At 34.5% G+C, this 25,093-nt stretch carries 22 protein-coding genes and 3 tRNA genes; 14 read left to right on the forward strand and 11 right to left on the reverse strand.

Annotated features, from left to right (window positions below):
* Position 1 precedes the first annotated feature (1 nt).
* Complete coding sequence (locus AC07XU_RS12285; RefSeq protein ID WP_494943926.1) at positions 2–1,492, forward strand: M56 family metallopeptidase; 1,491 nt, start codon at positions 2–4, stop codon at positions 1,490–1,492.
* 14 nt (positions 1,493–1,506) lie between these two features.
* Here the strand turns inward: AC07XU_RS12285 and AC07XU_RS12290 are convergent, their stop codons facing one another.
* Together AC07XU_RS12290 and AC07XU_RS12295 are read right to left on the reverse strand one after the other, a co-directional pair.
* The gene (locus AC07XU_RS12290) at positions 1,507–2,142 is read right to left on the reverse strand and encodes a uridine kinase family protein (RefSeq protein ID WP_494943927.1); all 636 of its coding nucleotides are present in this window, start codon (positions 2,140–2,142) and stop codon (positions 1,507–1,509) included.
* On the reverse strand, positions 2,129–3,475 hold the full coding sequence (locus tag AC07XU_RS12295; RefSeq protein WP_494943928.1) for a LysM peptidoglycan-binding domain-containing protein: 1,347 nt from the start codon (positions 3,473–3,475) through the stop codon (positions 2,129–2,131). The genes AC07XU_RS12290 and AC07XU_RS12295 overlap by 14 nt, the downstream gene beginning before the upstream one ends.
* A 174-nt stretch (positions 3,476–3,649) precedes the next feature.
* Here AC07XU_RS12295 and AC07XU_RS12300 point away from each other — a divergent pair, with 174 nt between their 5' ends.
* Positions 3,650–4,129 (forward strand): Dps family protein, encoded by a 480-nt coding sequence (locus AC07XU_RS12300; protein WP_494944218.1) that lies wholly within the window; start codon positions 3,650–3,652, stop codon positions 4,127–4,129.
* Positions 4,130–4,604: 475 nt separating this feature from the next.
* Positions 4,605–6,437, forward strand: a complete 1,833-nt coding sequence (locus tag AC07XU_RS12305; RefSeq protein WP_494943929.1) for a UbiD family decarboxylase — start codon at positions 4,605–4,607, stop codon at positions 6,435–6,437.
* Positions 6,438–6,493: 56 nt separating this feature from the next.
* Here AC07XU_RS12305 and AC07XU_RS12310 read toward each other — a convergent pair whose 3' ends face one another.
* Both AC07XU_RS12310 and AC07XU_RS12315 read right to left on the reverse strand, forming a co-directional pair.
* Entirely contained in the window at positions 6,494–7,852 is a 1,359-nt protein-coding gene (locus AC07XU_RS12310) for an OmpP1/FadL family transporter (RefSeq protein WP_494943930.1), read from the reverse strand.
* Between the two features lie 24 nt (positions 7,853–7,876).
* On the reverse strand, positions 7,877–8,764 hold the full coding sequence (locus AC07XU_RS12315) for a hypothetical protein (RefSeq protein WP_494943931.1): 888 nt from the start codon (positions 8,762–8,764) through the stop codon (positions 7,877–7,879).
* Between the two features lie 105 nt (positions 8,765–8,869).
* On the opposite strand from AC07XU_RS12315, the gene proS reads away from it, so the two are divergent.
* The 4 genes from proS to AC07XU_RS12335 all read left to right on the forward strand — a co-directional run bounded on the left by proS (position 8,870) and on the right by AC07XU_RS12335 (position 13,094).
* Positions 8,870–10,342 (forward strand): proline--tRNA ligase, encoded by a 1,473-nt coding sequence (proS, locus tag AC07XU_RS12320; protein ID WP_494943932.1) that lies wholly within the window; start codon positions 8,870–8,872, stop codon positions 10,340–10,342.
* 95 nt (positions 10,343–10,437) lie between these two features.
* A complete protein-coding gene (locus AC07XU_RS12325; protein WP_494943933.1) occupies positions 10,438–11,577 on the forward strand; it encodes a cystathionine gamma-synthase in 1,140 nt (379 codons plus the stop codon).
* A 16-nt stretch (positions 11,578–11,593) separates the two neighbouring features.
* Positions 11,594–12,481: a TIGR02757 family protein gene (locus tag AC07XU_RS12330; RefSeq protein ID WP_494943934.1), complete on the forward strand. Its 888-nt coding sequence runs from the start codon at positions 11,594–11,596 to the stop codon at positions 12,479–12,481.
* A gap of 109 nt (positions 12,482–12,590) precedes the next feature.
* A complete protein-coding gene (locus AC07XU_RS12335; RefSeq protein ID WP_494943935.1) occupies positions 12,591–13,094 on the forward strand; it encodes a YdeI/OmpD-associated family protein in 504 nt (167 codons plus the stop codon).
* A gap of 58 nt (positions 13,095–13,152) precedes the next feature.
* Here the strand turns inward: AC07XU_RS12335 and AC07XU_RS12340 are convergent, their stop codons facing one another.
* The 7 genes from AC07XU_RS12340 to AC07XU_RS12370 form a co-directional block, all read right to left on the reverse strand.
* Positions 13,153–13,902, reverse strand: a complete 750-nt coding sequence (locus AC07XU_RS12340) for a polyprenol monophosphomannose synthase (protein WP_494943936.1) — start codon at positions 13,900–13,902, stop codon at positions 13,153–13,155.
* Positions 13,903–14,015: 113 nt separating this feature from the next.
* A complete protein-coding gene (locus AC07XU_RS12345) occupies positions 14,016–15,785 on the reverse strand; it encodes a peptide MFS transporter (protein ID WP_494943937.1) in 1,770 nt (589 codons plus the stop codon).
* 94 nt (positions 15,786–15,879) lie between these two features.
* A complete protein-coding gene (locus AC07XU_RS12350; RefSeq protein WP_494943938.1) occupies positions 15,880–16,806 on the reverse strand; it encodes a hypothetical protein in 927 nt (308 codons plus the stop codon).
* Positions 16,807–16,826: 20 nt separating this feature from the next.
* On the reverse strand, positions 16,827–18,005 hold the full coding sequence (locus AC07XU_RS12355; RefSeq protein ID WP_494943939.1) for an acetyl-CoA C-acyltransferase: 1,179 nt from the start codon (positions 18,003–18,005) through the stop codon (positions 16,827–16,829).
* A 213-nt stretch (positions 18,006–18,218) separates the two neighbouring features.
* Positions 18,219–18,389, reverse strand: coding sequence for a type II toxin-antitoxin system antitoxin (locus AC07XU_RS12360; RefSeq protein WP_494943940.1), 171 nt, complete (start codon positions 18,387–18,389; stop codon positions 18,219–18,221).
* Entirely contained in the window at positions 18,373–18,909 is a 537-nt protein-coding gene (locus tag AC07XU_RS12365) for a hypothetical protein (protein WP_494943941.1), read from the reverse strand. Before AC07XU_RS12365 ends, AC07XU_RS12360 begins: the two co-directional genes overlap by 17 nt.
* On the reverse strand, positions 18,909–19,766 hold the full coding sequence (locus tag AC07XU_RS12370) for an SPFH domain-containing protein (RefSeq protein ID WP_494943942.1): 858 nt from the start codon (positions 19,764–19,766) through the stop codon (positions 18,909–18,911). Before AC07XU_RS12370 ends, AC07XU_RS12365 begins: the two co-directional genes overlap by 1 nt.
* A gap of 197 nt (positions 19,767–19,963) precedes the next feature.
* Between AC07XU_RS12370 and AC07XU_RS12375 the strand changes: the two genes are divergently transcribed.
* From AC07XU_RS12375 to AC07XU_RS12405, 7 genes are all read left to right on the forward strand, one after another.
* Entirely contained in the window at positions 19,964–22,042 is a 2,079-nt protein-coding gene (locus tag AC07XU_RS12375) for an HD family phosphohydrolase (RefSeq protein ID WP_494943943.1), read from the forward strand.
* Positions 22,043–22,106: 64 nt separating this feature from the next.
* Positions 22,107–22,193, forward strand: a tRNA-Ser gene (locus AC07XU_RS12380).
* A gap of 94 nt (positions 22,194–22,287) precedes the next feature.
* Positions 22,288–22,361: transfer RNA gene (locus AC07XU_RS12385), tRNA-Pro, on the forward strand.
* 57 nt (positions 22,362–22,418) lie between these two features.
* Positions 22,419–22,492 (forward strand) — tRNA-Pro (locus AC07XU_RS12390).
* Between the two features lie 172 nt (positions 22,493–22,664).
* A complete protein-coding gene (locus AC07XU_RS12395) occupies positions 22,665–23,594 on the forward strand; it encodes a helix-turn-helix domain-containing protein (protein WP_494943944.1) in 930 nt (309 codons plus the stop codon).
* Between the two features lie 93 nt (positions 23,595–23,687).
* A complete protein-coding gene (locus AC07XU_RS12400) occupies positions 23,688–24,455 on the forward strand; it encodes an SDR family NAD(P)-dependent oxidoreductase (RefSeq protein WP_494943945.1) in 768 nt (255 codons plus the stop codon).
* A gap of 156 nt (positions 24,456–24,611) precedes the next feature.
* Positions 24,612–25,082, forward strand: coding sequence for a pyrophosphohydrolase domain-containing protein (locus AC07XU_RS12405; protein ID WP_494943946.1), 471 nt, complete (start codon positions 24,612–24,614; stop codon positions 25,080–25,082).
* Positions 25,083–25,093: the final 11 nt, after the last annotated feature.

The raw sequence follows: 25,093 nt of genomic DNA on the forward strand, positions 1-25,093 counted from the left end.
TATGCCGCATTTTTTTATCATTCTGCTTAAGATAAATTTAGTGCTAATTCTTTTTGCGGTAGCTTATTATTTCATTCTGCGCAAATTAACTTTTTACACTATAAATCGATTATTCTTAGTTTTTGGAATTTTATTTTCAACTATATATCCATTTATAGATCTTACTGATTTTTTTCAACAGCAAAATCAACAAGCTGTTGCTTTTGTGCCAGAAATTAATCAACAGGTTAAATCATTAATGCCATCTAATCTAATTACCGAATATTGGTTTTGGATTAGTATGCTATTTTATATGGGTGTATTAATTATGGGTGTTAGGTTGGTGGTACAGTTTTTATCGCTACACAAAATTCACCAGCAATCATCTCCTGGCATGGTTTCTGATTTTAAAGTTAGGGTTCTAAATCAGCCAGTTGGCCCTTTTTCTTTTTGGCAAACTGTTTACATTAATCCTGCTTTGCACAATGAAAACGAATTAAAAACCATTTTAACACATGAGCTAATTCACGTTAAACAATGGCACACCTTAGATATTATTTTGGCAGAGCTAAGTGTTGTTTTTTATTGGTTTAATCCTGGTGTTTGGTTAATGAAAAAGGCGGTAAAAGAGAATTTAGAGTTTTTGACCGACGAAAAAATATTGAAGAGAGGCATGGATAGAAAAGCTTATCAATATAGTTTATTAGATGTTGGTAATCTAGTTCCTGCTGTAGATATTGTGAACAACTTTAATCTATCTGATTTAAAGAAGCGCATTAAAATGATGAATGCTAAACGTTCATCAAAATTTAGTTTAATGCGTTATTTTTTTATTGCTCCAATTTTGCTGACTACCCTAGCTTTTACCGTGGGTTCTAAAAACATTAAAAATCAATTAAAGCCCATCAAAAATGCATTGGTTAAAATTGATTTGTTAGATACCGTCTCTGAAGTAACTGTGATTCATCCTAAGAAACTCGCTCAAGTTAAAATACCGATTAAACCAACAACTAAGACTGATACCTTAAAACAGCCAACTAGCATAGTAATAAATACTACTTACACCGACCAAGATAGTTTAATAGCAATAGCTGATAATGTTAAGGTTAAACAATTTTCCTTTTCGTATAAAACAAATGGCAAATATGATGATCAGCCTGCTAAAGAAAAACCAGAGCATAAAATTCTTTTTATCAAAACAGATACGGCAGGTTTAGAACAATTGAATGGTAAAATTGATCAAATCATCTTAGAAAATAAACCGAAAGTTATAATAGGAGAGGCCAGTGCCAATAGTAAAGCCAATAGAATAATGGTAACGTCATTTAAAACTAGCAGCTTTAAACAGTCTAAAGACCAGCAACAAATAGATTTTTATTTTAACGATAAAAAAATTACCAAAGAAGAATTAGATAAGATAAAATCAGATCAAATTACAAATGTATCTGTTATAAAAGGTGAAAACGTTGGCGAAATTAGAATTACAGGTTATGGAACTCAATCAAAACCTTAATTAAGCAATAAACATTAACAATATTTAGTTTTCAACTCGTCTGTAATTTCTTCTGTAATTTTGATGATGTCATCAGGAGTATCATGGTTGTTAACCACTATTTTATTGCATTGATCTTTGTAAGGCAATAAAAACTCCTTATAGGCAGGCACTACATGATTATGCCACTTATAAAGCACATCATCTTCTGGATAGCCTCTATCCATTCCGTCGCGTTTTATGCGGCGTTGTAAGGCTACACTTTCTTCAGCTTCAATAAAAATTCTCAGATTTAGTAATTCAGAAATTTCTTTAAAGTGTAAAATGAATAAACCCTCAACAATAATAATAGGAGCTGGATTGATCTCTAAAATTTTAACCACAGCTAATGGATTGTTAAAGTTGTACTCCTTTTTATAAACAACTTCGCCTTTAATTAATTTTTTAATATCGATTAAAAACTGTTCATCATCAATTGTAGATGGAAGATCGAAATTGTATAACTTATTTTCTTCTTGTGTCATTTCACCTGCTGGGATATAATAGTCATCCTGAGATAGAAGTGTCACTTCATCATTTTTAAAATGATGCAAAAAGCTATTTAAAAAGAAAGTTTTACCAGAACCGCTACCACCTGCGATACCAATTATTAGAGGCTTATTGTTGTTCATTCTCTTGAGCGCCGTAGTTTATATTGCAATAAAATCTTTTATCTAAAGCACCAACAGCATCTGCTACTGCTTTTGTCATTACAATGATAACATCTTTTGTTGATTCATTCTCAGTAAATTTACCAACAACCTTTGCAAATGCAGAGCGGTTACTCATTGGATTGGTAACTTTTATTATAGTTCCAACAGTAGCAGTGCGATGTAGAACTAACATTTTATTTGCATCTAAATCTTGATCAGCAATCCAAACGGCTGTACCTTTTTCTTCTATTTGAGTAATGCCATATTTACTTGCTGGTTGCCTTAATGATGGGTCTTTTATGGTATTTTCATCATCAGTAGGCTCATCTGTTCCAGTCTCAGCAACCGATCTCGAAGCATCTTTAATAATTAATTTTTGACCAACAACTACCTCGTCTTTTGTTAAGTTATTTGCTGTTTTAATTTGGTAAGTCGTTAATCCATATTTTTTTGCAATCGAGTAAATAGTTTCACCAGCCAAAACATGATGAGTATAACCAGCAGAGGTTGTATTTTGCTGAACAGGTTGCTCTTCAGTAGGTCTAACAATTGGCTTGGGTAAAGTTGTAACTGGCGTAGCAACCACAGTATTTTCTACAGCAATCTGATTTACATTTGCAATTTTTAAAACCTGACCAATTCTTAAATTATTAGAACTAAGCCCATTGATCCTTTTAATCTCTTCAACGGTAGTTCCGTATTTTTCGGCTAAAAGGTTTAAATTTTCTTTCGCCTTAATGGTATGTTCAACAATTGCTGCATTTTCATTTGGCGTAGCAACTAGAGTATTAGCAGTAGCTTTAGGTACGTTTGGAGTAAATGTAGCAGGTATTTGTTGACTAACAGGTTGTGTTGTTGTTGGTGCTTGTGTAGCACTAGGTATAACCAAAATCTGCCCAATTTGTAAATTTATAGAAGTTAGATTATTAACTCTTTTAATTTCTTCTACAGTTGTACCAAACCTTTGGGCTAACATATTCAAGTTGTCCTTAGCTTTTATGGTATATTCGGTTTGATTTGAATTAGCTGGTACAGTATTAGCCTGATTTGCAGAGAAATCTACATTTGTAGGGACTTTAATTACGATGCCAATTTGTAGAAATTTGCTATCGTTAAAGGTCATTATATCCTTGTAGTTAACACTGTATCTTTTGGCTATAGAATAGTAAGTTTCCTTTGCATCAACCTTATGTAAGATTAATTTTTTACCCTTATTGTTTTCAACCCCAACAGAATCAATCGTGTTGCTAGCTTTTGATAGTGATACATTAATAAACAGAGCGGACAGAAATAATATGTATGTTTTTTGCATTAAAATCATTTAATATTTGGAACGACAATTATACGAAAATTAATTTTTACGCCATTGCCATTGTAAAACGATATTCTAATTGATGTATTGTACAATTTTTAAAAATTGTGCAAACCTTTGTCTACAACCAATTGTTGTGTAGGCATTAGAACAACATTAAAACCAATAAACATCATGGATGCAAAAGAAATAAGTTTAAGTGAAAAAAAAGTTAAGCCAGTAGTTGACATGTTAAACGATTATTTGGCAAATTATCATATCCATTATCAAAAATTAAGAGGTTGCCACTGGAATATTAAAGGTCAAAATTTCTTTACTCTTCACGTTAAATTTGAAGAATTATACACTAACGCTCAACTAACAATCGACGAAATTGCCGAAAGAGTATTAACCCTAGGTAAACCGCCACATAGCAGATTTGCAGATTATATTAAAGAATCTACCATTAAAGAAATTGATACTATTGGTATGAATGATATGGCTATGGTTGATGAAGTTTTAGCAGATATGGCTAAATTAATTGAAATTGAGCGTGATTTATTAGAAGCTTCTGATGAAGCAGGTGATGACGGCACAAACGATATGGTTAACCGCTTTATGCAGTTTAAAGAAAAAACCAATTGGATGTTACGCTCATTTGCTGGAAAAAAATAATCCTTTTCTCCTTATTGTAAACCACATTATTTTAATAAATGATGTGGTTTTTTTTTAAAGCGCAGTGTAAGCTCTGCTATTAATGTTAGTCCCACTTTACGCTATATCCCCGATGAAAAATCGGGGTATGCCGCTTCAATTGGGGCTATTATTTGGGGGTTGTGCATTAAAATACCCTCATAGCTTTCTACCCATCAATGTGTATTCTTTTATTTGTTAAGTGCTATGCTATTAAAACAGACCTAGCAGTACTGTTTTTTGTTCATAAACCTGATAGGAGTGAACATGTAGCCCCCACCTTTAGGTTGGGGCGAAATAAAACGAATAGCAGGAACGAGCTTTAAAACTTAAACAGACATTGCTTTTCAAAAAATATCAATCATATAACTAAATATTGATTGTCAGCTAAATCTTTAATTATGTTATTGGAAGGCATTTTTACATTTTCTAAAATGCTAATTCTCTATCTTTGATTATGGGTTACAAAAGCTTAGCAGAATGCGTTTCTGATCTCGAAAAAAACGGACATTTAATTAGAATTAAAGAAGAAGTTGATCCTTATTTAGAAATGGCCGCCATACATTTGCGTGTTTTTGAAAGCGAAGGACCAGCATTGCTTTTCGAGAAGGTAAAAGGCAGTAAATTTCCGGCGGTTTCTAACTTATTTGGCACCTTAGAACGTTCTAAGTTTATATTTAGAGATAGTTTATCTAAAGTAGAGCAATTGGTAGAGTTACGCTCAGACCCACTGAAAGCAATGAAAAATCCTTTAAAATACGCTGGTTCTGCATTAACAGCATTATCTGCTTTGCCCCTAAAACAATCATTATTTAAAAATACATTTCAGAAAACAACAATAAGCAGTATTCCTCAAGTTGTAAATTGGCCGATGGATGGAGGCCCGTTTGTAACTATGCCGCAGGTTTTTACAGAGGACATTGATAAACCGGGGGTGATGAACGGTAATTTAGGAATGTATAGAATTCAGCTAGGCGGTAACGATTATGTGCAGGATAAAGAAATTGGACTTCATTACCAAATACATAGAGGAATTGGTGTGCACCAAACAAAAGCGAATGCCAAAGGCCAACCTTTAAAAGTGAGCATTTTTGTAGGTGGTCCGCCATCGCACCCTGTAGCCGCAGTTATGCCTTTACCAGAAGGCCTATCTGAACTTACTTTTGCCGGTGCTTTGGGCAATAGAAGATTTAGGTATTTTAGAGATGAAGAGGGTTTTGTAATATCAGCTGATGCAGATTTTGTAATAACAGGTACCGTTTTACCACAGGACAATAAGCCTGAAGGACCTTTTGGCGATCACTTGGGTTATTATAGTTTAACACACCCGTTTCCGTTAATGAAAGTGCATAATGTTTACCACAAAAAAGATGCAATTTGGTCTTTTACAGTTGTTGGTAGGCCGCCACAAGAGGATACCAGTTTTGGTGCTTTAATACACGAAATAACCGGTGCTGCCATTCCGCAAGAAATATCGGGCTTAAAAGAAGTGAATGCAGTTGATGCTTCAGGTGTGCACCCATTGTTGTTTGCCATTGGAAGTGAGCGTTATACTCCCTTTTTGAAGGACAAAAAACCGCAAGAAATATTAACCATTGCAAATCATATTTTGGGCAAAAACCAGCTGAGCTTAGCTAAATATCTATTTATTGCGGCTAGGGAAGATAATGAGCAATTATCAACTAATAATATTGCTTCTTTTTTACAGCATATGCTAGAAAGGATTGATTTAAGCAGAGATTTGCACTTCCATACCAATACTACCATTGACACTTTAGATTATTCTGGTGATGGCTTAAATACTGGATCGAAAGTTGTTTTTGCAGCTGTAGGAGACAAGAGGAGGGAGTTGATGGCTGTTTTACCAAATGAAATTTCATTGCCTGATGGATTTGGGAATTTTAAAATAGCTTTGCCAGGTGTGTTAGCGATTGATGGTATCAGTTATACTAATGCTGCAAACTCCAAAGCTGAAATTGGCAGATTAAAAGAGCATTTAAAAACAACCGAATTATCTGCCTTGCAGATTATAGTTTTTTGTGATGATGCAAACTTTACGGCTGCAACCGTTAATAATTTAATTTGGGTTACGTTTACAAGAAGTAACCCTGCAGCAGACATTGATGGCGTTAATGACTTCATAACCAATAAACATTGGGGCTGTAATGGACCACTAATTATCGATGCTCGTAAAAAACCACATCATGCTCCAGAGTTAATTAAAGATAATGAAGTAGAAAAAAATATTGAGCGTTTTTGGCAAAAAGGTGGTTCTCTATTTGGCATTTAAATAAAAAAGCCATCTCGATAATCGCGATGGCTTTTTTATTTATCTTTATGTTATTATTAAAATCTTATTCCCAAGGTTAAGAAAACATTATTCTTATTGTTTGTTGCATTAAAGACTGGCTCTCTAAAGTCATTCAACAAATATGGGCTAGCTGTATAAGTAGCTTCAACTCTTTGGTAGGCTAAATCAATAAAATAGTTATTAATTCTATATCCTAAACCTGCTGAATAAAATTTTGTGTCAAAAGCACCTTCATTATCATCTTTAAATGCGCTTCCATTCACACCATAACCAGCTCTCAAACTAAATAGGTCAGTTAATTTTAATTCTCCTCCTAATCTATAGTTAATCGCACTCTGGTAATTATTTCTTATTTCATTATTGTTTTCATTGATAACACTAATGTCTCCACCATCGCTTGAGCTGAAACGAATACTCGAATAATCAACAAAATCAATATCAGCTGAGATAATTCCTTTGTTGCCAATAACATAACTAGCACCCAGTGAACCTTTTAATGGTGTCCTCAAATTGTAGCTAAAGTTATAAGTTTCTGCATCAATGGCGTTATTATCTGTTCCAACAGAAAAACTATCATCTATATTAAACCAAGTTGGAGATTGGAAATTTGCTCCAATTCTAAGTCCATCAGTTGGTCTAACAATAACGCCTAATTTCGCATTAATTCCTGATCCTTTGGTTTCCTGATTTTGGTAATATGACACATTATAATTTTCAGTTGTACCTTCTTCAAACAAACTACCATCATTAAGGTAGCGTAAATTAATTAATCCTACAGTTGCTCCAATATAAATTTGATTAGAGATATTTAATGCACCTGCAATATTAAATTCTGATACAGAACCTGATCTGTTAATGTTACCTGATTGGTTGTTGCCTAATGTAAAGGCATCATCGCCATCAAACATATTATAAACAGAACTTTCATTATTAAAGCCACTATAATTAGCTTCTAAGCCGTAGTCATTAGTTCTGTTATACCCTAAGCCAATAACTGAGCTGACCAAGCCTTTCGTAGTTTCTTGACCTTTAATTTTGTAGGCTGGCATAAAAAAAACAGCACCAATTTGATTGATATTTGCCTGACTCTTATTTGTTACAGTATTGCTATTCAAATAATTACCATCAATACTTGTACTGTTGAACTCTGGCGTAAATGCAAATTCTGATTTCGTGAAAAGACCCAAGCCAGCAGGATTTCCTCCGATAGAACTCATATCGCCTCCAACTCCAATTTGAGCATTACCCATTCCTTTAAATCGGGATGTGCTACCGTAATTAGTCTGCGAAAAACGAAGAGCGTCACCAGCGTAAGTTGGCAGGATGACTTGAGCGTAAGAGTAGCTCATGGAAGCTACTATAGCAACCATAGATGCAAAAATATATTTTTTCATTTGTATGTGTTAAAATGTGTAATGTTACCCTCTACCTCCACCACGTGTTGGTCTGCTTCCTCCAGAACTTGAACCTCCAGAACTTGAACCTCCACTTGATGAAGGTGGCGGAGTATTAGATTGTCTTGGCGGTGGAGAGTAAGTAGGTCTTGAATCTGTTTCTCTAGAAGGTCTAGTACTTTGCGTATTTCCTCTGCTAGGTGTGTTTGCTCTAGATGTATTACCGTTGGGATTGTAGCTACTTGGTCTAGATGGACGATCTGAACCTATAACATTACCTCTATTAGGAGTAGACCTATTAATGTTTGAACCTGGTCTAGCACTCTCATAACCTCTAGTTGGTCTTGGTCTGTAGTTTGCGTTAACGTTTCCGCCGCCATAAAAACCACCGCCGAAACCGCCTCCCCAACCACCGAAGCCACCGCCCCAATAGCCAGTTCCAAATCTATTAAAGTTTGAGTTAAACCCCCAGAAAGGATCGTATCCCCATCCTCCATAAAAACCCCAGTTATTAAATCCCCAATTATTGAAACCCCATCTATTAAAGCCTAAACCAAAACCACCACCCCAAAAAGGATCGTAAAATGAGTTGTAACCGTAATAGTTATAAAATGGATCAAAATAACCTCTGTTCATGTTTCCATAATAAAATCTATCTATTCTAGAAGAATAGTCCATGTCATAATATGGGTCAGATTTACCATAGTAATCATCAACCTCTCCATCTGCTGTAGTATTTTCTATCTGTGGAGCTTGAACTGAAACTGCTGGTTTGTATTCCTTTGCTTGAGCAGTAGTATTGTAAACATCATCTTGAACGGTATTATTTTGTGCCATTCTAGGTGCGGAGCAAGAGGCAACAAACAAGGCTGTTACCGCGAGCATACTTGTGAATAATTGGTTAGGTTTCATACTATATGTGTTTTGTTTGTGTGTTGAACAAAATTGTAGCTATAAATTTATAAATTTGTAAACTACATTACAAGAAATTTAACACAAAAAACGTTCCAAATAGTTATGAGCAAAGGTATTACAAGTAAAAATGATGATTATTCGCAGTGGTATAACGATATTGTTATAAAAGCCGACTTAGCAGAACATTCTTCTGTTAAAGGTTGTATGGTAATAAAACCCTATGGATATTCGATTTGGGAGAAGATACAGGCAGTTTTAGATCAAAAATTTAAAGATACTGGCCACAGTAACGCCTATTTTCCTTTGTTCATTCCAAAGTCATATTTTTCTAAGGAGGCTGCTCACGTAGAAGGTTTTGCCACCGAATGTGCAGTGGTTACACATTACCGTCTAAAAAATGATGGAAATGGGAACATTATTGTAGACGAAACAGCAAAATTGGAAGAAGAGTTAATTGTTCGTCCAACATCAGAAACTATTATTTGGAATACATATAGAGGTTGGATCGAATCTTATCGTGATTTACCACTATTAATAAATCAATGGGCAAATGTGGTTCGTTGGGAAATGAGAACGCGTCTATTTCTACGTACTACCGAATTTCTATGGCAAGAAGGTCATACCGCTCATGCAACTGCTCAAGAAGCAATTGAAGAAACGGAAAGAATGTTAGATGTATATGCAGATTTTGCAGAAAACTGGATGGCTGTACCTGTAGTTAAAGGTAAAAAAACACCTACAGAACGCTTTGCTGGTGCTTTAGATACTTATTGTATTGAGGCATTAATGCAAGATGGGAAAGCATTGCAGGCAGGTACATCGCACTTTTTGGGACAGAATTTTGCAAAAGCTTTTGACGTTAAATTTACAAGTAAAGAAGGCAAACAAGAGCATGTTTGGGCAACATCATGGGGTGTATCAACACGTTTAATGGGTGCATTAATTATGGCACACAGTGATGATGCAGGCTTGGTTCTTCCACCAAAATTGGCTCCTATTCAAGTTGTAATTGTACCAATTTACAAAGGTGATGAAGACTTAGCTAAAATCACAAAATTTGTTGATGAGTTAACTTTTAAACTTAAGGGAATGGGTGTTTCTGTAAAATATGATAGCAGAGATAGTCAAAGACCAGGGTTTAAATTTGCAGAATATGAATTAAAAGGTGTGCCAATTCGTTTAGCAATTGGCGCAAGAGATATGGAGAATGGTACCGTGGAGTTGGCTAGAAGAGACACCAAAGAGAAATTCACTGTTCAGCAAGATGGCTTAGATATTTATGTATTTAATTTATTAAATGAAATACAAGAGAATATCTATAAAAAGGCGCACCAGTTTAGAGAAGAACATATTACAGAGGCAAACTCTTACGATGAGTTTAAAACTTTGTTAGATGAAAAAACTGGTTTCATCTCTGCACATTGGGATGGAACTGCAGATACCGAAAAAAGGATTAAAGAAGAAACAAAAGCAACAATTAGATGTATCCCTCTGAACAATAAGCAGGAAGATGGTGTTTGTATCGTAACAGGTAAGCCATCTATACAGAGAGTTTTATTTGCCAGAGCTTATTAATTACATGTGAGAAGTTGGATATGAGATTGAAGAACATTAAAGATTAATATAAATCATTTCATATCCCATTTCTCACATCTCCAATCTATTAGAAAATGAAATTTGCAACAAAAGCAATCCATGCTGGTCAAGAACCAGACCCTACAACAGGAGCAGTAATGACTCCAATTTATCAAACTTCTACCTACTGGCAAAAATCGCCAGGAGAACACAAGGGTTATGAATATTCTCGTGGTACCAACCCAACGCGTAAAGTTTTAGAAGACTGTTTGGCAGCATTAGAAAACTGCAAATTCGGTTTGGCTTTTAGTAGCGGAATGGGCGCAACAGATTGCGTTTTAAGATTATTAAAGCCTGGCGATGAAGTAATTACTGGCGATGATTTGTATGGTGGTTCTTATCGTATTTTCACTAAAGTTTATCAGAAGTATGGAATTAAATTTCATTTCTTAGATTTATCGAAGCCAGAAAATATCATTCCTTACATAAACGAAAATACAAAATTGGTTTGGATAGAAACACCAACAAATCCAACAATGCGTATTATTGATATTGAAGGTGTGGCTAAAATTACCAAAGAGAAAAAAATTCTTTTAACGGTTGATAATACCTTTGCTTCGCCTTATCTGCAAAACCCAGCAGATTTAGGTGCTGATATTGTAATGCATTCAGTTACCAAATACATCGGCGGTCACTCTGATGTAGTGATGGGCGCTTTATTAACCAATGATGAGCAACTGTACAAAGATTTATTCTTTATCTACAACGCTTGTGGCGCAACTCCTGGTCCGCAAGATTCCTTTTTGGTTTTAAGAGGGATTAAAACCTTGCATTTGCGAATGAAAGCGCATTGTGAAAACGGAGAGAAAGTGGCTCGTTATCTTAAAAATCATCCAAAAATTGATAATATTTACTGGCCAGGATTTGAAGATCATCCAAACCATGATATTGCTAAAAAGCAAATGCGTGGTTTTGGTGGGATGGTTTCTATTACTTTAAAGGATGCAGATTTGCAAGAAACTTTTAGAGTTGCATCTAGATTTAAAGTATTTTCTTTGGCAGAATCTTTAGGAGGTGTGGAGTCTTTAATAAACCATCCAACAACAATGACACATGGTTCTATACCAAAAGAAGAACGTGAAAAGGTTGGTGTAACCGATAATTTATTGCGTTTAAGTGTAGGTGTAGAGGATATTGACGATTTATTATCGGATTTAGAACAAGCACTTTCCTAGTGCTGAGATAAGAGATATGAGATTTGAGACTGGGAGCGCAAATGATTTTAATCAATTAAAAGATTTCCTAAATTTTAAAGTTGAGCAATACAATCAGCCCAACTTTATAGCTAACGATCCCATCTGTATCCCACATCAATATAGCTTAAAACAAGACATTGAAATTGCTGCATTTTTTGCGGCAATTTTAGCTTGGGGACAACGTAAAACCATTATCAATAAGTGTAAAGAGTTGTTTTTAAGGATGGATAATCAACCTTATGAATTTATGCTCAATCACAGTGATGATGATTTGAAGGGTTTGCTGGGTTTCAAACATCGTACATTTAACGATACTGATTTATTGTATTTTGTTTCATTCTTCAAGCATCATTATCTACAATCAGATACTTTAGAAACAGCTTTTTTACCTCAACAGCAAATTTTTGATCCAGCATATTTACCAACACAATTTAGTAAGGATGAATATCTGGAGGTTACATCATCGCCCTGCGCTTTAAACGATTTTGAGGCTGATGATTTTACTGCAGAAAAAGCTTTAAATCATTTTAGGAGCTACTTTTTTAGTTTGCGAGATTTTCCTCGAAGAACATTTAAACATATCTCATCGCCTTTGCAAAAATCTACCTGTAAACGTTTAAATATGTTTTTAAGGTGGATGGTAAGAAAGGATAATTGCGGTGTCGATTTTGGCGTTTGGAACACGATATCTTCATCTCATTTGATATGCCCTTGCGATGTTCATGTGGATCGCGTAGGCCGTTTATTGGGTTTAATTAGTCGTAACCAAACCGACTGGTTGACTGCTGTAGAGCTAACTGAAAATTTAAAGAAATTTGATGAGAATGATCCTGTTAAGTACGATTTTGCATTGTTTGGGTTAGGAGTGGAAGGGGAGTTTTAGGTTTAAGTATCGAGTATCAAGTATCAAGATCTGAGATTAGCTTATCAAAATATGAGTTTCTAGTAGCAAGATTCTTTCATCAATCATTTTAATTTTTTAATTTTAAATAATGATTTACCTTAAAACTGAAATTGAAAAATACGAAACTAATGGTGAAAAAACCGGTTGGAGTTATGTTTTTATTCCTCAGGAAATAGCTGATCAAATTAGGCCGAATTCGCGTAGAGGTTTTAGGGTTAAGGGCTTTTTAGATGAGCTTGCGGTAAACGGACTTAGCGTTACCCCAGTTAAAAGTGATGGATTTATCATTGCTTTAAACAAAAATTTGAGGAAGGCATTAAAAAAAGAAGAAGGAGCTGTTATTGAACTTCGGTTAGTATTTGATGCTGATTTTAAAATAGAAATGCCCGAAGTTTTAGAGATATGTTTAGCACAAGAGGAAGGCTTGCTTGAATATTTTTTATCCTTGCCTAAATCACATCAGAATTATTTTATCAATTGGTTAAATACCGCTAAAACTGAACCAACACTTACCAAAAGATTAGTGATGCTAGTGAATGCAATGGCGTTGAAACAAGATTTTGGCGCAATGATTAGGGCCAACAAGTCGTGAGTTGAGAGTTGCCAGTCTGTAGCGGTCAATTACTCCAAACTCTATCCTCCAAACTTAATTATCGCTTATAATTCCTAAACCAGCTATTCACTTTCATCTGGATTACGCCTAAAAAAGCTTCCCTAAAAATACGGGTACTCATTTTAGAAGTCCCTTCAGTTCTGTCTGTAAAAATAATGGGAACTTCAACTACATTAAAACCAAATTTAATGGCCGTAAACTTCATCTCAATTTGAAAGGCATAACCCACAAATTTAATTTTATCCATTGGGATGGTTTCTAAAACAATGCGTCGGTAACATTTAAATCCAGCGGTAGCATCTTGGATGTTTATTCTGGTGATGAAGCGAACGTACATCGAAGCAAAATAAGACATTAAAACTCTACCCATTGGCCAATTTACAACGTTCACGCCTTTTACATAACGCGAGCCAATGGCAACATCGGCACCGCCATTTACAAATTCGCTTTCTGGCAAGCAAGCACCTCTTAATCTCACTAAGTCATCTGGATTATGAGAAAAATCGGCATCCATCTCAAAAATATATTGAAAATCACGTTCCAATGCCCATTTAAAACCATGGATGTAGGCTGTACCTAAACCTAATTTACCTTTTCGTTCTTCTAAATGTAATTGAAATGGAAATTCAACTTGTAGCTTTTTTACAATTCCGGCTGTACCATCTGGAGAGCCATCATCAATGATTAACAAATCAAATGAATACGATAAAGAAAATACTTTTCGAATAATTTTTTCGATGTTTTCCTTTTCGTTGTAGGTTGGGATAATGACTAAGCTATCAGACAATTTGATTTAGGATTTTTGATTTACGATTTTAGAATTGGCGAAATTAGGTATTAAAAACCAAAAGCCCGAAAATTTCTTTACGGGCTTTTGGTTAAATGATGTTAAATATGTTTTTAGTGAACCCCGTGCATTAATTTTTTAACTAATGGCGTTAGCAACATTACTAGTAAACCTAATCCTATTGGTATGAGTGTAAAAATTAAGAAAAATGTAGTCATAGAGTATTGTGCGGTAATTTGATCAATTACCCCGCCCATTGTACCAGCTATTTTATTTCCAATTGCAATTGATAAATACCAAATACCAAACATAATCCCAATCATACGTGCAGGAACCAATTTACTTACATAAGAAAGTCCAACTGGAGAGATGAATAACTCACCCAAGGTATGAAACAAATAAGCTATGATTAGCCAAATCATACTCACAGAAGCAACTTTTGCACCTGAAGGAATATCGCTAGATCCATAAGCCAATGCCGCAAATCCTATTCCGAGTAAAATCATTCCAAATCCGTTTTTCATTGTTGCAGATGGATTATATTTACTCTCCCAGATTTTAGAAACCAATGGTGCGCATGATATAATAAATAAGGAGTTAAGTACACCAAACCAGGTAGCCGGCACTTCTGCTTTATCATCAGCATATTGATTTTTAAGCATATAGATCACAATAACCCAGATAATTACAAAGCCAATTGCTAAAATAACATTACCTAAGGCGTATTTTTTAAAGGTTTGTCTAAAAAGCTTAAATAATACATAGGTAATAATTACCATAGGGATCACAGTAATCAAAGTGTTTCCGATGTTAAAAGCAATCTTTGCATTACCCTCTAATATCCTTAAGGTATAATCTTTTGCAAAAATTGTCATTGATCCGCCAGCTTGCTCAAACGAAGCCCAAAAGAATATGGTGATAAATGCTAAGATGATTACGGAAATCATCCTTCCTCTTAGAATAGGAGTATATTGAGCTGTTCTCTTAACCAAAAGAAAGATGAATAAAACCAAAGCTGATAAAATCATCACATTACTACCATCCCAACTTCCTAATTTAAAATTAAAAACATTAATAGAGGTGATTTTAGAGAGTGGGTCATTAATAATCCACACTAAACCGATAATAGAGATAATGGCAATAATGGCGATATCAAAAATTGAAAATGGATTTTTTGTCGCTTCATCAACACTTTCATTTTCATCTTTTTGATTGTCACCAGCTTCTGGTTTTAAACCAATATTACCAAAAATATTTCTTGTAAAATAAAATTGGAGCATACCTACGAACATAAAAATACCAGCAAGACCAAATCCATAGCTCCATCCCCAATTTTCACTTTCTCCAATGTATCCGCAAAGTAGCATACCTAAAAATGCTCCAGAATTAACGCCCATGTAAAATATGGTAAAAGCTCCATCTTTTTTTTCAGGATGTCTTTCGTACATTTTTGATACTATTGAGTTCATGTTTGGTTTGAAAAAACCTATACCCACAACCAATAAACCAAGTCCGATGTACATAAATACAGGATTAAACTCCATCGCCATCGATAAATGGCCTAATGTCATTAAAAATGCACCAACAATAACTGCCCATCTAAAGCCGATAAATCTGTCAGCGATATATCCACCAAGTATAGGGGTTAAATAAGCTAACCCAGTGTAAGAACCATAAATTGCTAGAGCTTGTTCTCTTGGCCAGCCCCAACCAGGATTATCTCCTATTATTGAAGATGTTAAAAAAAGCACTAAGAGTGCCCGCATCCCATAATAAGAAAATCTTTCCCACATTTCTGTGAAAAATAGCACAAATAAGCCGGCCGGATGCCCTAAGACTTTATCTTTAAAAAAGTCGTTGCTCGTATTAACAGTTGTTTGCATAAAACGCTAGTAAGTTTCAGTTTATAATTTGTGTGTTAGTTTCAACTTGCAATATATATACCTGCTGTGAAAGTAGCAAATAAAAGTTTATAGCCTAATTAGAAGATTTTGTTATTACTGTTGATGCTTTTACAGGCTTTCCATAAAACTCATCATTAGGCGAAGGGTCATTTTTAAGTTCAACATCTTCAACAAGAGATAATTTACCCCATGTTAAACGATAGCCATCAAAGCTTAAATCAGAACCGTAATATTCGTAATTGCCCACCATCTTGGGGTCGTAAGGAGCCAAATGATCAAATACAATCATATTCACGTTTTGATCAACTTTTAAAGTCATGGTATTTTGTTTATTGTATTCAAATACGACTCTGTTTTTCAACGCTGCATTCTTTTCCGTCTCAAAAATGTTTTTTCCAAAAATGGGTTCGCCTCTATCAAAAGACAACACATCAATTACTTTTTTAGTAGTTTTTAAGGTATTCCCTTTCCATCCTAAAAGGATGTAGTAAGGCTGCTTTCCATTTACCAGCACAGGTATCATTTCGTAGTAACGTGCTCCAAACCAATTTTTGTGCGTGCTAATGGCATTTACATCATCAAAATTCGGGTTGTCTGTTAAAGGGAATAACTTTAAGCTTCCGTTAGAAGTTCCCATCTGTATCGTACCATAATATCGGTAAGTGCCATCGTTATTTGGCAAAAACCAGGTAATGATACGAAAAGCATTGTCGGTAGATTTGATAATGGAAATGCGTTTAAGCGAATCGAAACCGTGATTAAACGAACCATTTATTTTTAAAGCATTGATGAACTTTTTGATGAACAAAGCATTTTTCTCTACCCGTTCATTATCTTCTTTTGCCGCAAATGTTTCTTCACTCAAAATTTTAAGCGAATCTTGATATTTATCTAGTTCAGGCTTGTTATCTAATTTAATGGTATGCTGTGCTTTAAGTTCATTAAGCGCACAGCATAAAAAAATGAGTATAAATAAATGAGTCTTAAAATTCTTAAACATCAAATTTTACTTGTGATCAATTAACGTAAATTTTCAACAACTATTGCACTTGCGCCACCGCCACCGTTGCAAATACCAGCTACACCAATTTTGCCATTATTTTGAGCTAAAACATTTAATAGCGTTACAACAATTCTAGCTCCAGATGCACCAAGCGGGTGACCAATTGCTACTGCGCCTCCATTCACGTTCACTTTATTTCCATCCAATCCCAATTCTTGATTGTTTGCTAATGAAACAACAGAGAAGGCTTCATTGATTTCATAGAAATCTACATCTGTAGTTTTAAGGTTTGCTCTATCTAATGCTAAAGGAATTGCTTTAGAAGGAGCAGTTGTAAACCATTCTGGAGCTTGTTGTGCATCAGCATAAGCTAAAATTTTAGCCAATGGTTTAATACCCAATTCAGCTGCTTTTTCTGCACTCATTAAAACTAATGCGGCGGCACCATCATTTAATGTTGATGCATTAGCTGCTGTTACCGTACCATCTTTTTTAAATACTGGCTTTAAACCAGGTATTTTATCAAATTTAACTGCGTTAGGTTCCTCATCTTTATCAAACAAAGTGATGTCGCCTTTACGGTCTTTAATTTCAACTGCTATAATCTCATCAGTAAATTTGCCTGATGTTTGCGCAGATTGTGCTCTTTTGTAAGATTCTATGGCAAAATTATCTTGATCTTCGCGGGTAATGTTGCAAGTTGATGCGCACAATTCTGCAGCCGAACCCATGTGATAATCGTTATAAACATCCCATAAGCCATCTTTTACTAAACCATCGGTAATCTGTCCGTGGCCTAAACGATAACCATTTCGGGCTTTGTCTAAATAATAGGGTACGTTACTCATGCTTTCCATACCACCAGCTACTACAATTTCATTTTGGCCAAGGGCGATGCTTTGGGCCGCTAACATAATTGCTTTAGTGCCTGATGCGCAAACTTTATTTATTGTTGTGGTAGGTAAATCTGGTAAACCAGCATATTTGGAAGCCTGTGTTGCAGGTGCTTGGCCCAAATTTGCAGATAGAACGTTACCCATGTAAACTTCTTGAATTTGTGCTGGTTTAAGGCCAGCTTTTTCTACAGCTGCTTTAATGGCAAAACCACCTAATTGAGTCGCCGAAAATCCTGATAAAGTGCCGCCAAAACTGCCAATTGGCGTTCTTACAGCAGCAACAATTACTACATCTCTCATATGATTTTTTTAATAATATTTGGTTGGCGCAATTTAGGCATTTGACCATTAATTACCGCACAATTGTGAGTTTATTGGCCTTTTGTAATTGCTTTGTGATATAAACCTGACCGACAGCGATTCCCATTGCAAGGATTTTGTGGGGAATGGGAAAAGCAAAGGGCAGGGCTAATGTTGCGATGAAAAACTGACATTGTTTTTCAAAAAAATAATTTATTCCTCAGTTTTGGATTTCTTTTTTTTCTTGTTTTTAATCGCTTCTGATAATAAGTATTCTATCTGCCCATTGGTGCTTCTAAATTCATTAGCTGCCAATTGTTCTATTTCTTTTAATAAAACCTGATTGATCCTTAATACAAAAGCTTTTTTATCTTTCTCTGACATCTGTTTCTATTGCTCCTATATTTTGTTTGCTCTTCAGGTTTACCAGAAAAAGCTCTAATTCATCTATTTTTGAAATGCTGAAAAGTATTTTTTTATTGTCGGTAAGTTCAATTTGTAAGCCCAAATGGCCATCATTGAAAATGTATGCTTTGTCGCTAAATTTAAACCAAAGTTTATATCTGTATCCCCAACCTCCGTATTCACCTAATGCATCATATTTTCTAAAATATAACGAGCTAATTTGTTGCCACGATATAGATTTAGCTCTTGTAAATGGCCAATATCGATAGTTTATCCCATCTGAATTAATTTTGAGCGTAAAAGAATTTTTGGTAACAAGGTAAACTATAATAAAAGGTAGTATGATGGCCAAAATGGGGAGGTAATGCGCATTATTTAGCTCTTGCCATGTTATTTTTTGCTTGCCCAAAAACAAAATGCTAGTAACTATGATGGTTTCTATACCTAATAATATATATAGCCACCATAGCTTAAGTTGTTGCTTGTCAATAAATTCCATTAATTGTATAAAGTGCCGGTGTTTACAACTGGTTGTACATTTCTATCGCCACATAAAACAACCAATAAATTGCTAACCATTGCGGCTTTACGTTCTTCGTCTAAATCTACAATGCCTTTTTCCGATAATCTAGCTAAAGCCATTTCTACCATACCTACAGCGCCTTCTACAATTAATTTTCGAGCAGAAATAACTGCCGATGCTTGTTGGCGTTGCAGCATGGCGCTTGCAATTTCTTGTGCATAAGCTAAATGTGATATTCTTGCTTCAATTACATGAATACCCGCTCTTGATAAGCGCTCATTTAGTTCATCTTCTAAAATACCACTCACTTTTTCTGCGCCATCTTTTAGGGTAATGTCAGCACTTTCATCTTCCATATTGTCGTAAGAAAAGCTGTTAGCCAAATGCCTTACAGCAGCTTCACTCTGTATATTTACATATTGAAGGTAATTTTCTACTGCAAAGGTTGCTTTAGCAGTTTCGTTAACTTGCCAAACAATTACTGCTGCAATTTCAATAGGGTTACCCATTTTGTCGTTTACTTTTAATTGCTGGCCATTTAGGTTTCGTGCCCTAAGAGATAGTTTCTTTTTTGCTGTAAGCGGATTAACCCAAAAAAAACCGTCTGACTTTACTGTGCCAACATATTTGCCAAATAAGGTTAGAACTCTTGATTCGTTTGGATTTACGATGATTAACCCAGGAAGCACTAGAATAAAATTAACGGTGAGGATAATAGATCCTATTAAGAATTCTCTGGTTGAGAGGGCGTAAATACCGCCAACTAATAATACTAAAAACAAAACTAGGGTTAAATAACCCGAAGGTGGTTTTATAACTTTTTCTGTATACATAATGATATTAATTTGATATCATAAATTGACTAATAAAAAATGATATTTACAAACTTTTAATAAGAAATATTGCTATAATTAATTGTTAAATCAATTCATAATGGTTTGTGTTAAAATAAGTCGTTTATTAGTCTAAAAACTAATTTACCCAGTTAAAAAAAATAATCTTAATTTTGAGATAATCTAATTGTACTATTTTGGCTAAAATCAAAAAGAATTCACATAAAGTCCTTTACAGAAAATATTCTTCGAACATTAAATATGTAATGATGGTATTTTGTGTTTTGGTGATCACACTTTACCTGCCTAAGCAACCAAGATTTAGGTATGAGATAGAAAAGGGTAAAACTTGGCAAAGTAGAGATTTAATCTCTCCGTTTAGTTTTGCCATTTTAAAAACGAACCCGCAGGTAAAAAGCGATAAAACAGAGGCGTTAAATAATGTTTTGCCAATTTACCAATATGTAAAAGAGGTTAAAGAAGGTCAGCTTGATGCATTTTTAAATGAATTCGATGTAAAATGGAAATCAAATAATTTTCCTGAAGCGCAAAAAGAGGTTAATAAAAAGGAAGCTGTGAAAATGCTTCAGTATATTTATAATAAAGGCATAATCGGTTTAAATGCAAAACATCAGAGTGATGGAAAATATTATGATTTTTCACTTGTAAATGATAATGTTTCATTAAAAACAAACTCTCAGGATGTATTTACAACAGATCAAGCCTTAAATTATTTTAGAAGTAATTTTAAGTCTGTTGATGTTAGGTTCAAAGACGTTTTAATAGAATTAGTGGAAAGCCACCTTAAGCCAAATCTGATTTTTGATGAGGGCCTAACTGAAACAGTTAAAAATAGCACAGTTAATAGTATTTCTACCACAAAAGGAATGGTGCAAAAAGGAGAGCTCATAGTTGCAAAAGGGAATTTTGTTGATGATGAGATCTACCAGAAATTAGTTTCTTTCAAGGAAGCTTATGAAGCACAGACTAAAAATATTGGCGACAATAAGTTGGTGTATTTGGGTCAGGTATTGCTAGTTGGCTTTATAATAACTTTATTAATGGTGTTCCTATATTTGTTTAGGAAAGATATTTTTGCTGATAATAGGCAACTCTCCCTGTTGCTAATTGTAATTACATCAATGCTATTGGCCTTAACATGGGCTTTAAAACTCAACTTAAACAGTCTTTATTATATTCCATTTTGTATTGTACCCATCATTATCAGAATTTTATTTGATACCCGATTGGCGCTAAATCTACATCTATTGGTAATCTTAATTGCTGGATTTTTTGTGCCTAATAGTTTTGAATTTGTATTTTATCAAACTACAGCGGGTATGGTTGCAATTTATAGCATCAAAAACTTACTCAAGAGAGAGCAATTGCTTATTTCTGCTTCATTTATCTTAGCTGCCTATTTTGTTTCTTTTGTAGGTATTGCGCTCTTAAGGGAGGGAGATTTTAAGCAAATTGATTGGTCTTTATTTGTGCCATTTATTTTTAGCGTTTTATTGTCTCTTTTAGCTTATCCTTTAATTTATGCGTTCGAAAGAGTTTTTGGTATTACCTCTGATGTTGCCTTAATAGAATTAACTAATACCAACAATAAATTGCTACGTGAGTTAGCATTTAAGGCTCCTGGAACTTTCCAGCATTCACTTCAGGTAGCTAACCTTGCAGAAGCGGCTATTTTTAAGATTGGAGGAAATTCATTATTGGTTAGGGCTGGAGCATTGTATCACGATATCGGTAAAATGGAAAATCCACAGTATTTCATCGAAAACCAAAATACAGCAATTAGTCCGCATGATAAATTACCTTATGAGCAAAGTGCACAGATTATTATTAAACACGTACATAAAGGGATAGAGATTACTCGAAAAAACAAATTACCAGAAACTGTAATCGATTTTATCAGAACTCACCATGGTAACACAAGGGTGGATTATTTTTATCAATCTTTTTTAAAGAATTCTCCAGAAAAATTTGTTGACGAAAATATTTTCAGATATCCTGGGCCAATTCCTTTTAGTAAAGAAACTGGAGTTTTAATGTTGGCAGATTCGGTAGAAGCAGCCTCAAGAAGTCTTAAAAATCCAGATGCTCAGAGCATAGATGATCTAGTTGAAAGGATAATTAACTACAAATTGGAACAAAATCAGTTAGATGACTGCGATTTAACGTTAAAAGATTTAGAAACTATAAAGCTGATATTCAAGACGATGCTTATGAGTATCTATCATGTTCGAATAGATTATTTACAAACTGTGTAATTTTTTTTTGAAAACATACTTGAATTGCTATATTTGCAACCTCAAAACGGATGTTCTGAGAATAGGAGAGGTGCCTGAGTGGCCGAAAGGAACAGTTTGCTAAACTGTCGTACTGGCAACGGTACCGCGGGTTCGAATCCCGCCCTCTCCGCTTTAAAATTAATTGCATTTTAATGAGTTTTTTAAAATAAAAAATCGTTTCTTTGCAATCCCTTCGAAAAAAGGGTAAAGGTGATACCAAAGTTCGGGATGTAGCGTAGCCCGGTATCGCGCCTGCTTTGGGAGCAGGAGGTCGTAGGTTCGAATCCTGCCATCCCGACAAAAAGTTCGACTATACTTTTAAATAAGAGTCATAATAAAAGGTGATACCAAAGTTCGGGATGTAGCGTAGCCCGGTATCGCGCCTGCTTTGGGAGCAGGAGGTCGTAGGTTCGAATCCTGCCATCCCGACAACAACAAAAAGCCTCTAATCGAAAGATTTAGAGGCTTTTTTGTTTTTTGCTAGAAATAAATATTTCAATCTTTTGATAATTAACATCATAAATTAATCATTTTTAGGAATTAAGCGCAATGCAAACATGATTGTATTTTAATGAAATGTATATTTGAATTTTGAAAAAAGATGAATAACATTACCATAAGTGAATTTTATAGGGAAATTTTTAAAGAAACTTGTACTGATTTAGAGCATTTTTTAGCCGAAAATTTAAATAAGGACATTGGACATGTTAATGTTTTTAATATCAAAGACATGTACAAGTCTTGTATTGGCAAACCAGAGATGCCATACAACAGACGCACTTATTATAAAGTGAGTTTAATTAATGGTGATAATTTAGTTGAATATGCTGGTAAAACGATAAAAATAAATCAGTATGGCTTATTATTCGCAACCCCAAAAATACCTTATAGATATACACCTAATACTACTCAGCAAGCTGGTTATTTTTGTGTTTTTACTAAAGATTTTGTTCCAACATCTAAAATAGGTTTAGATATTGATCAACTCCCGGTCTTTTCTAGTCAAAGTGATTTTGTATTTCAAATTTCTGAAGAGCAATATGTTGCCGTTGAACAGATTTTCGAAAAAATGCATCTAGAAATGTCATCTAATTACGAGTATAAATACGAGTTACTGCGTAATTATTTAATGGAGTTAATTCATTATGGTCAGAAACTAAAGCCTATTACACCGCAGCAAAATGTGAAAAATGCAAATACAAGAATAGCATCATTATTTATCGAATTATTAGAAAGACAGTTTCCGATCGAAAGTATCACGCAGGTTTTGCAGATTCGTACACCTAAACAATATGCTGATGCTCTGAATGTCCATGTAAATCATTTAAATAAAGTATTAAAAGAAACAATAGGTAAAACAACCACGGACATCATTTCTAGCAGGGTTAATCAGGAGGCGAAAAATTTGCTTAGACAAACCACATGGAATGTTTCTGAAATTGCCTATAGTTTAGGCTTCGAAGAAATTGCTCATTTCTCCAACTTCTTTAAAAAAAATAATAAGGTATCACCTTTAGTCTTTAGAGAATAATTATTTGATTTTTACAATTAATGGTTTGAAAAATGCAAACCTTTTCAATTGGTTTATGTGCAATTTTGAAACATAAATTAAATAAATAAAAAGATGTCTCAAAGTTTAAATAAAATAGCCTTAGTTACTGGCGGAAGCCGTGGATTAGGAAAAGATGCAGCTTTGCAATTAGCTTCTAAAGGTTTTGATGTGATAATAACTTATCAAACTAAGATTACTGATGCAGAAAGTGTTGTAGAAGAAATTAGCTCATCAGGAAAAAAAGCTGCTGCTATAGAACTTGATCTTTCGAGTTCTGCTAGCTTCAATGAATTTTACAATCAATTATCAGCTTTGCTTAACAATAATTTTAATGGCGGTAAATTAGATGCTTTGGTAAATAATGCCGGAGTTGGCGTAAATATGCCATTCGAAAGTACAACAGAGGATGCTTTAGATGCGATGTTGAATATTCATTTTAAAGGCCCTTACTTATTAACTCAAAAACTACTTCCGCTGTTAAATGATGGAAGTAGCATTGTGAATACCTCATCTGGTTTGGCACGTTTTTCATTCGCTGGATATTCTGCTTACGGACCTATGAAAGCAGCCGTAGATTCATTGTCTAGGTACCAAGCAGTGGAGCTAGGGCCAAGAAAAATTAGAGTAAACTCTGTAGCACCTGGCGCTATAGCTACAGATTTTGGTGGTGGTTTTGTGAGAGATAATGCAGAATTTAATCAAGTATTGTCTAGCCAAACTGCGTTAGGTAGGGTAGGTTTGCCAGATGATATTGGTTCTGTGGTTGCCTTTTTATGCTCAGATGATTCTAAATGGATTAATGCACAAAGAATTGAAGTTTCCGGTGGATTTTATGTTTAACTAAATTTAAACCATATTAGAGCCTACTTAATTAATTTTAAGTAGGCGTTTTTGTTTAGTATATCTCCACATTGTGGAAACAAAAACTGATGTTGATAATAAAATTTGACCTAAACTTTAAATTGTATAACCTTAGCGGCTTAAAATATTTTATAAATGAAAGATTTAAATGCTTTAAGCCAAGTTGCAGAATTCCATAAAACCTTTAAACATCCAATTTTAGAAACCCCAACTATTCCGAGTAAGGAAAGAAGCCAGTTGCGGGTTGACTTAATTGCTGAAGAATTAAAAGAACTACAAGAGGCCATTAACGACAATAACATGGTTGAAATTGCTGATGCTTTATGTGATTTGCAATATGTATTGGCTGGTGCTGTTTTGGAGTTTGGTTTAGCAGATAAGTTTAAAACTTTATTTGATGAAGTACATCGCTCTAACATGAGTAAAGCCTGTAAAACTGTTGAAGAAGCTGATGAAACCATAGCTCATTATAAAAATAGTGCTAGTGTAGATGCTTATCATAAAGAAATTGACGGCTTATTTTTAGTTTACAGAACTAACGATCATAAAACATTAAAGTCAATTAATTACTCACCAGCAGATTTAAGTGGTTTGTTAAAACAATAATGCTATTTTAG

It is taken from the genome of Pedobacter sp. GW456-11-11-14-TSB4 (assembly GCF_059424425.1).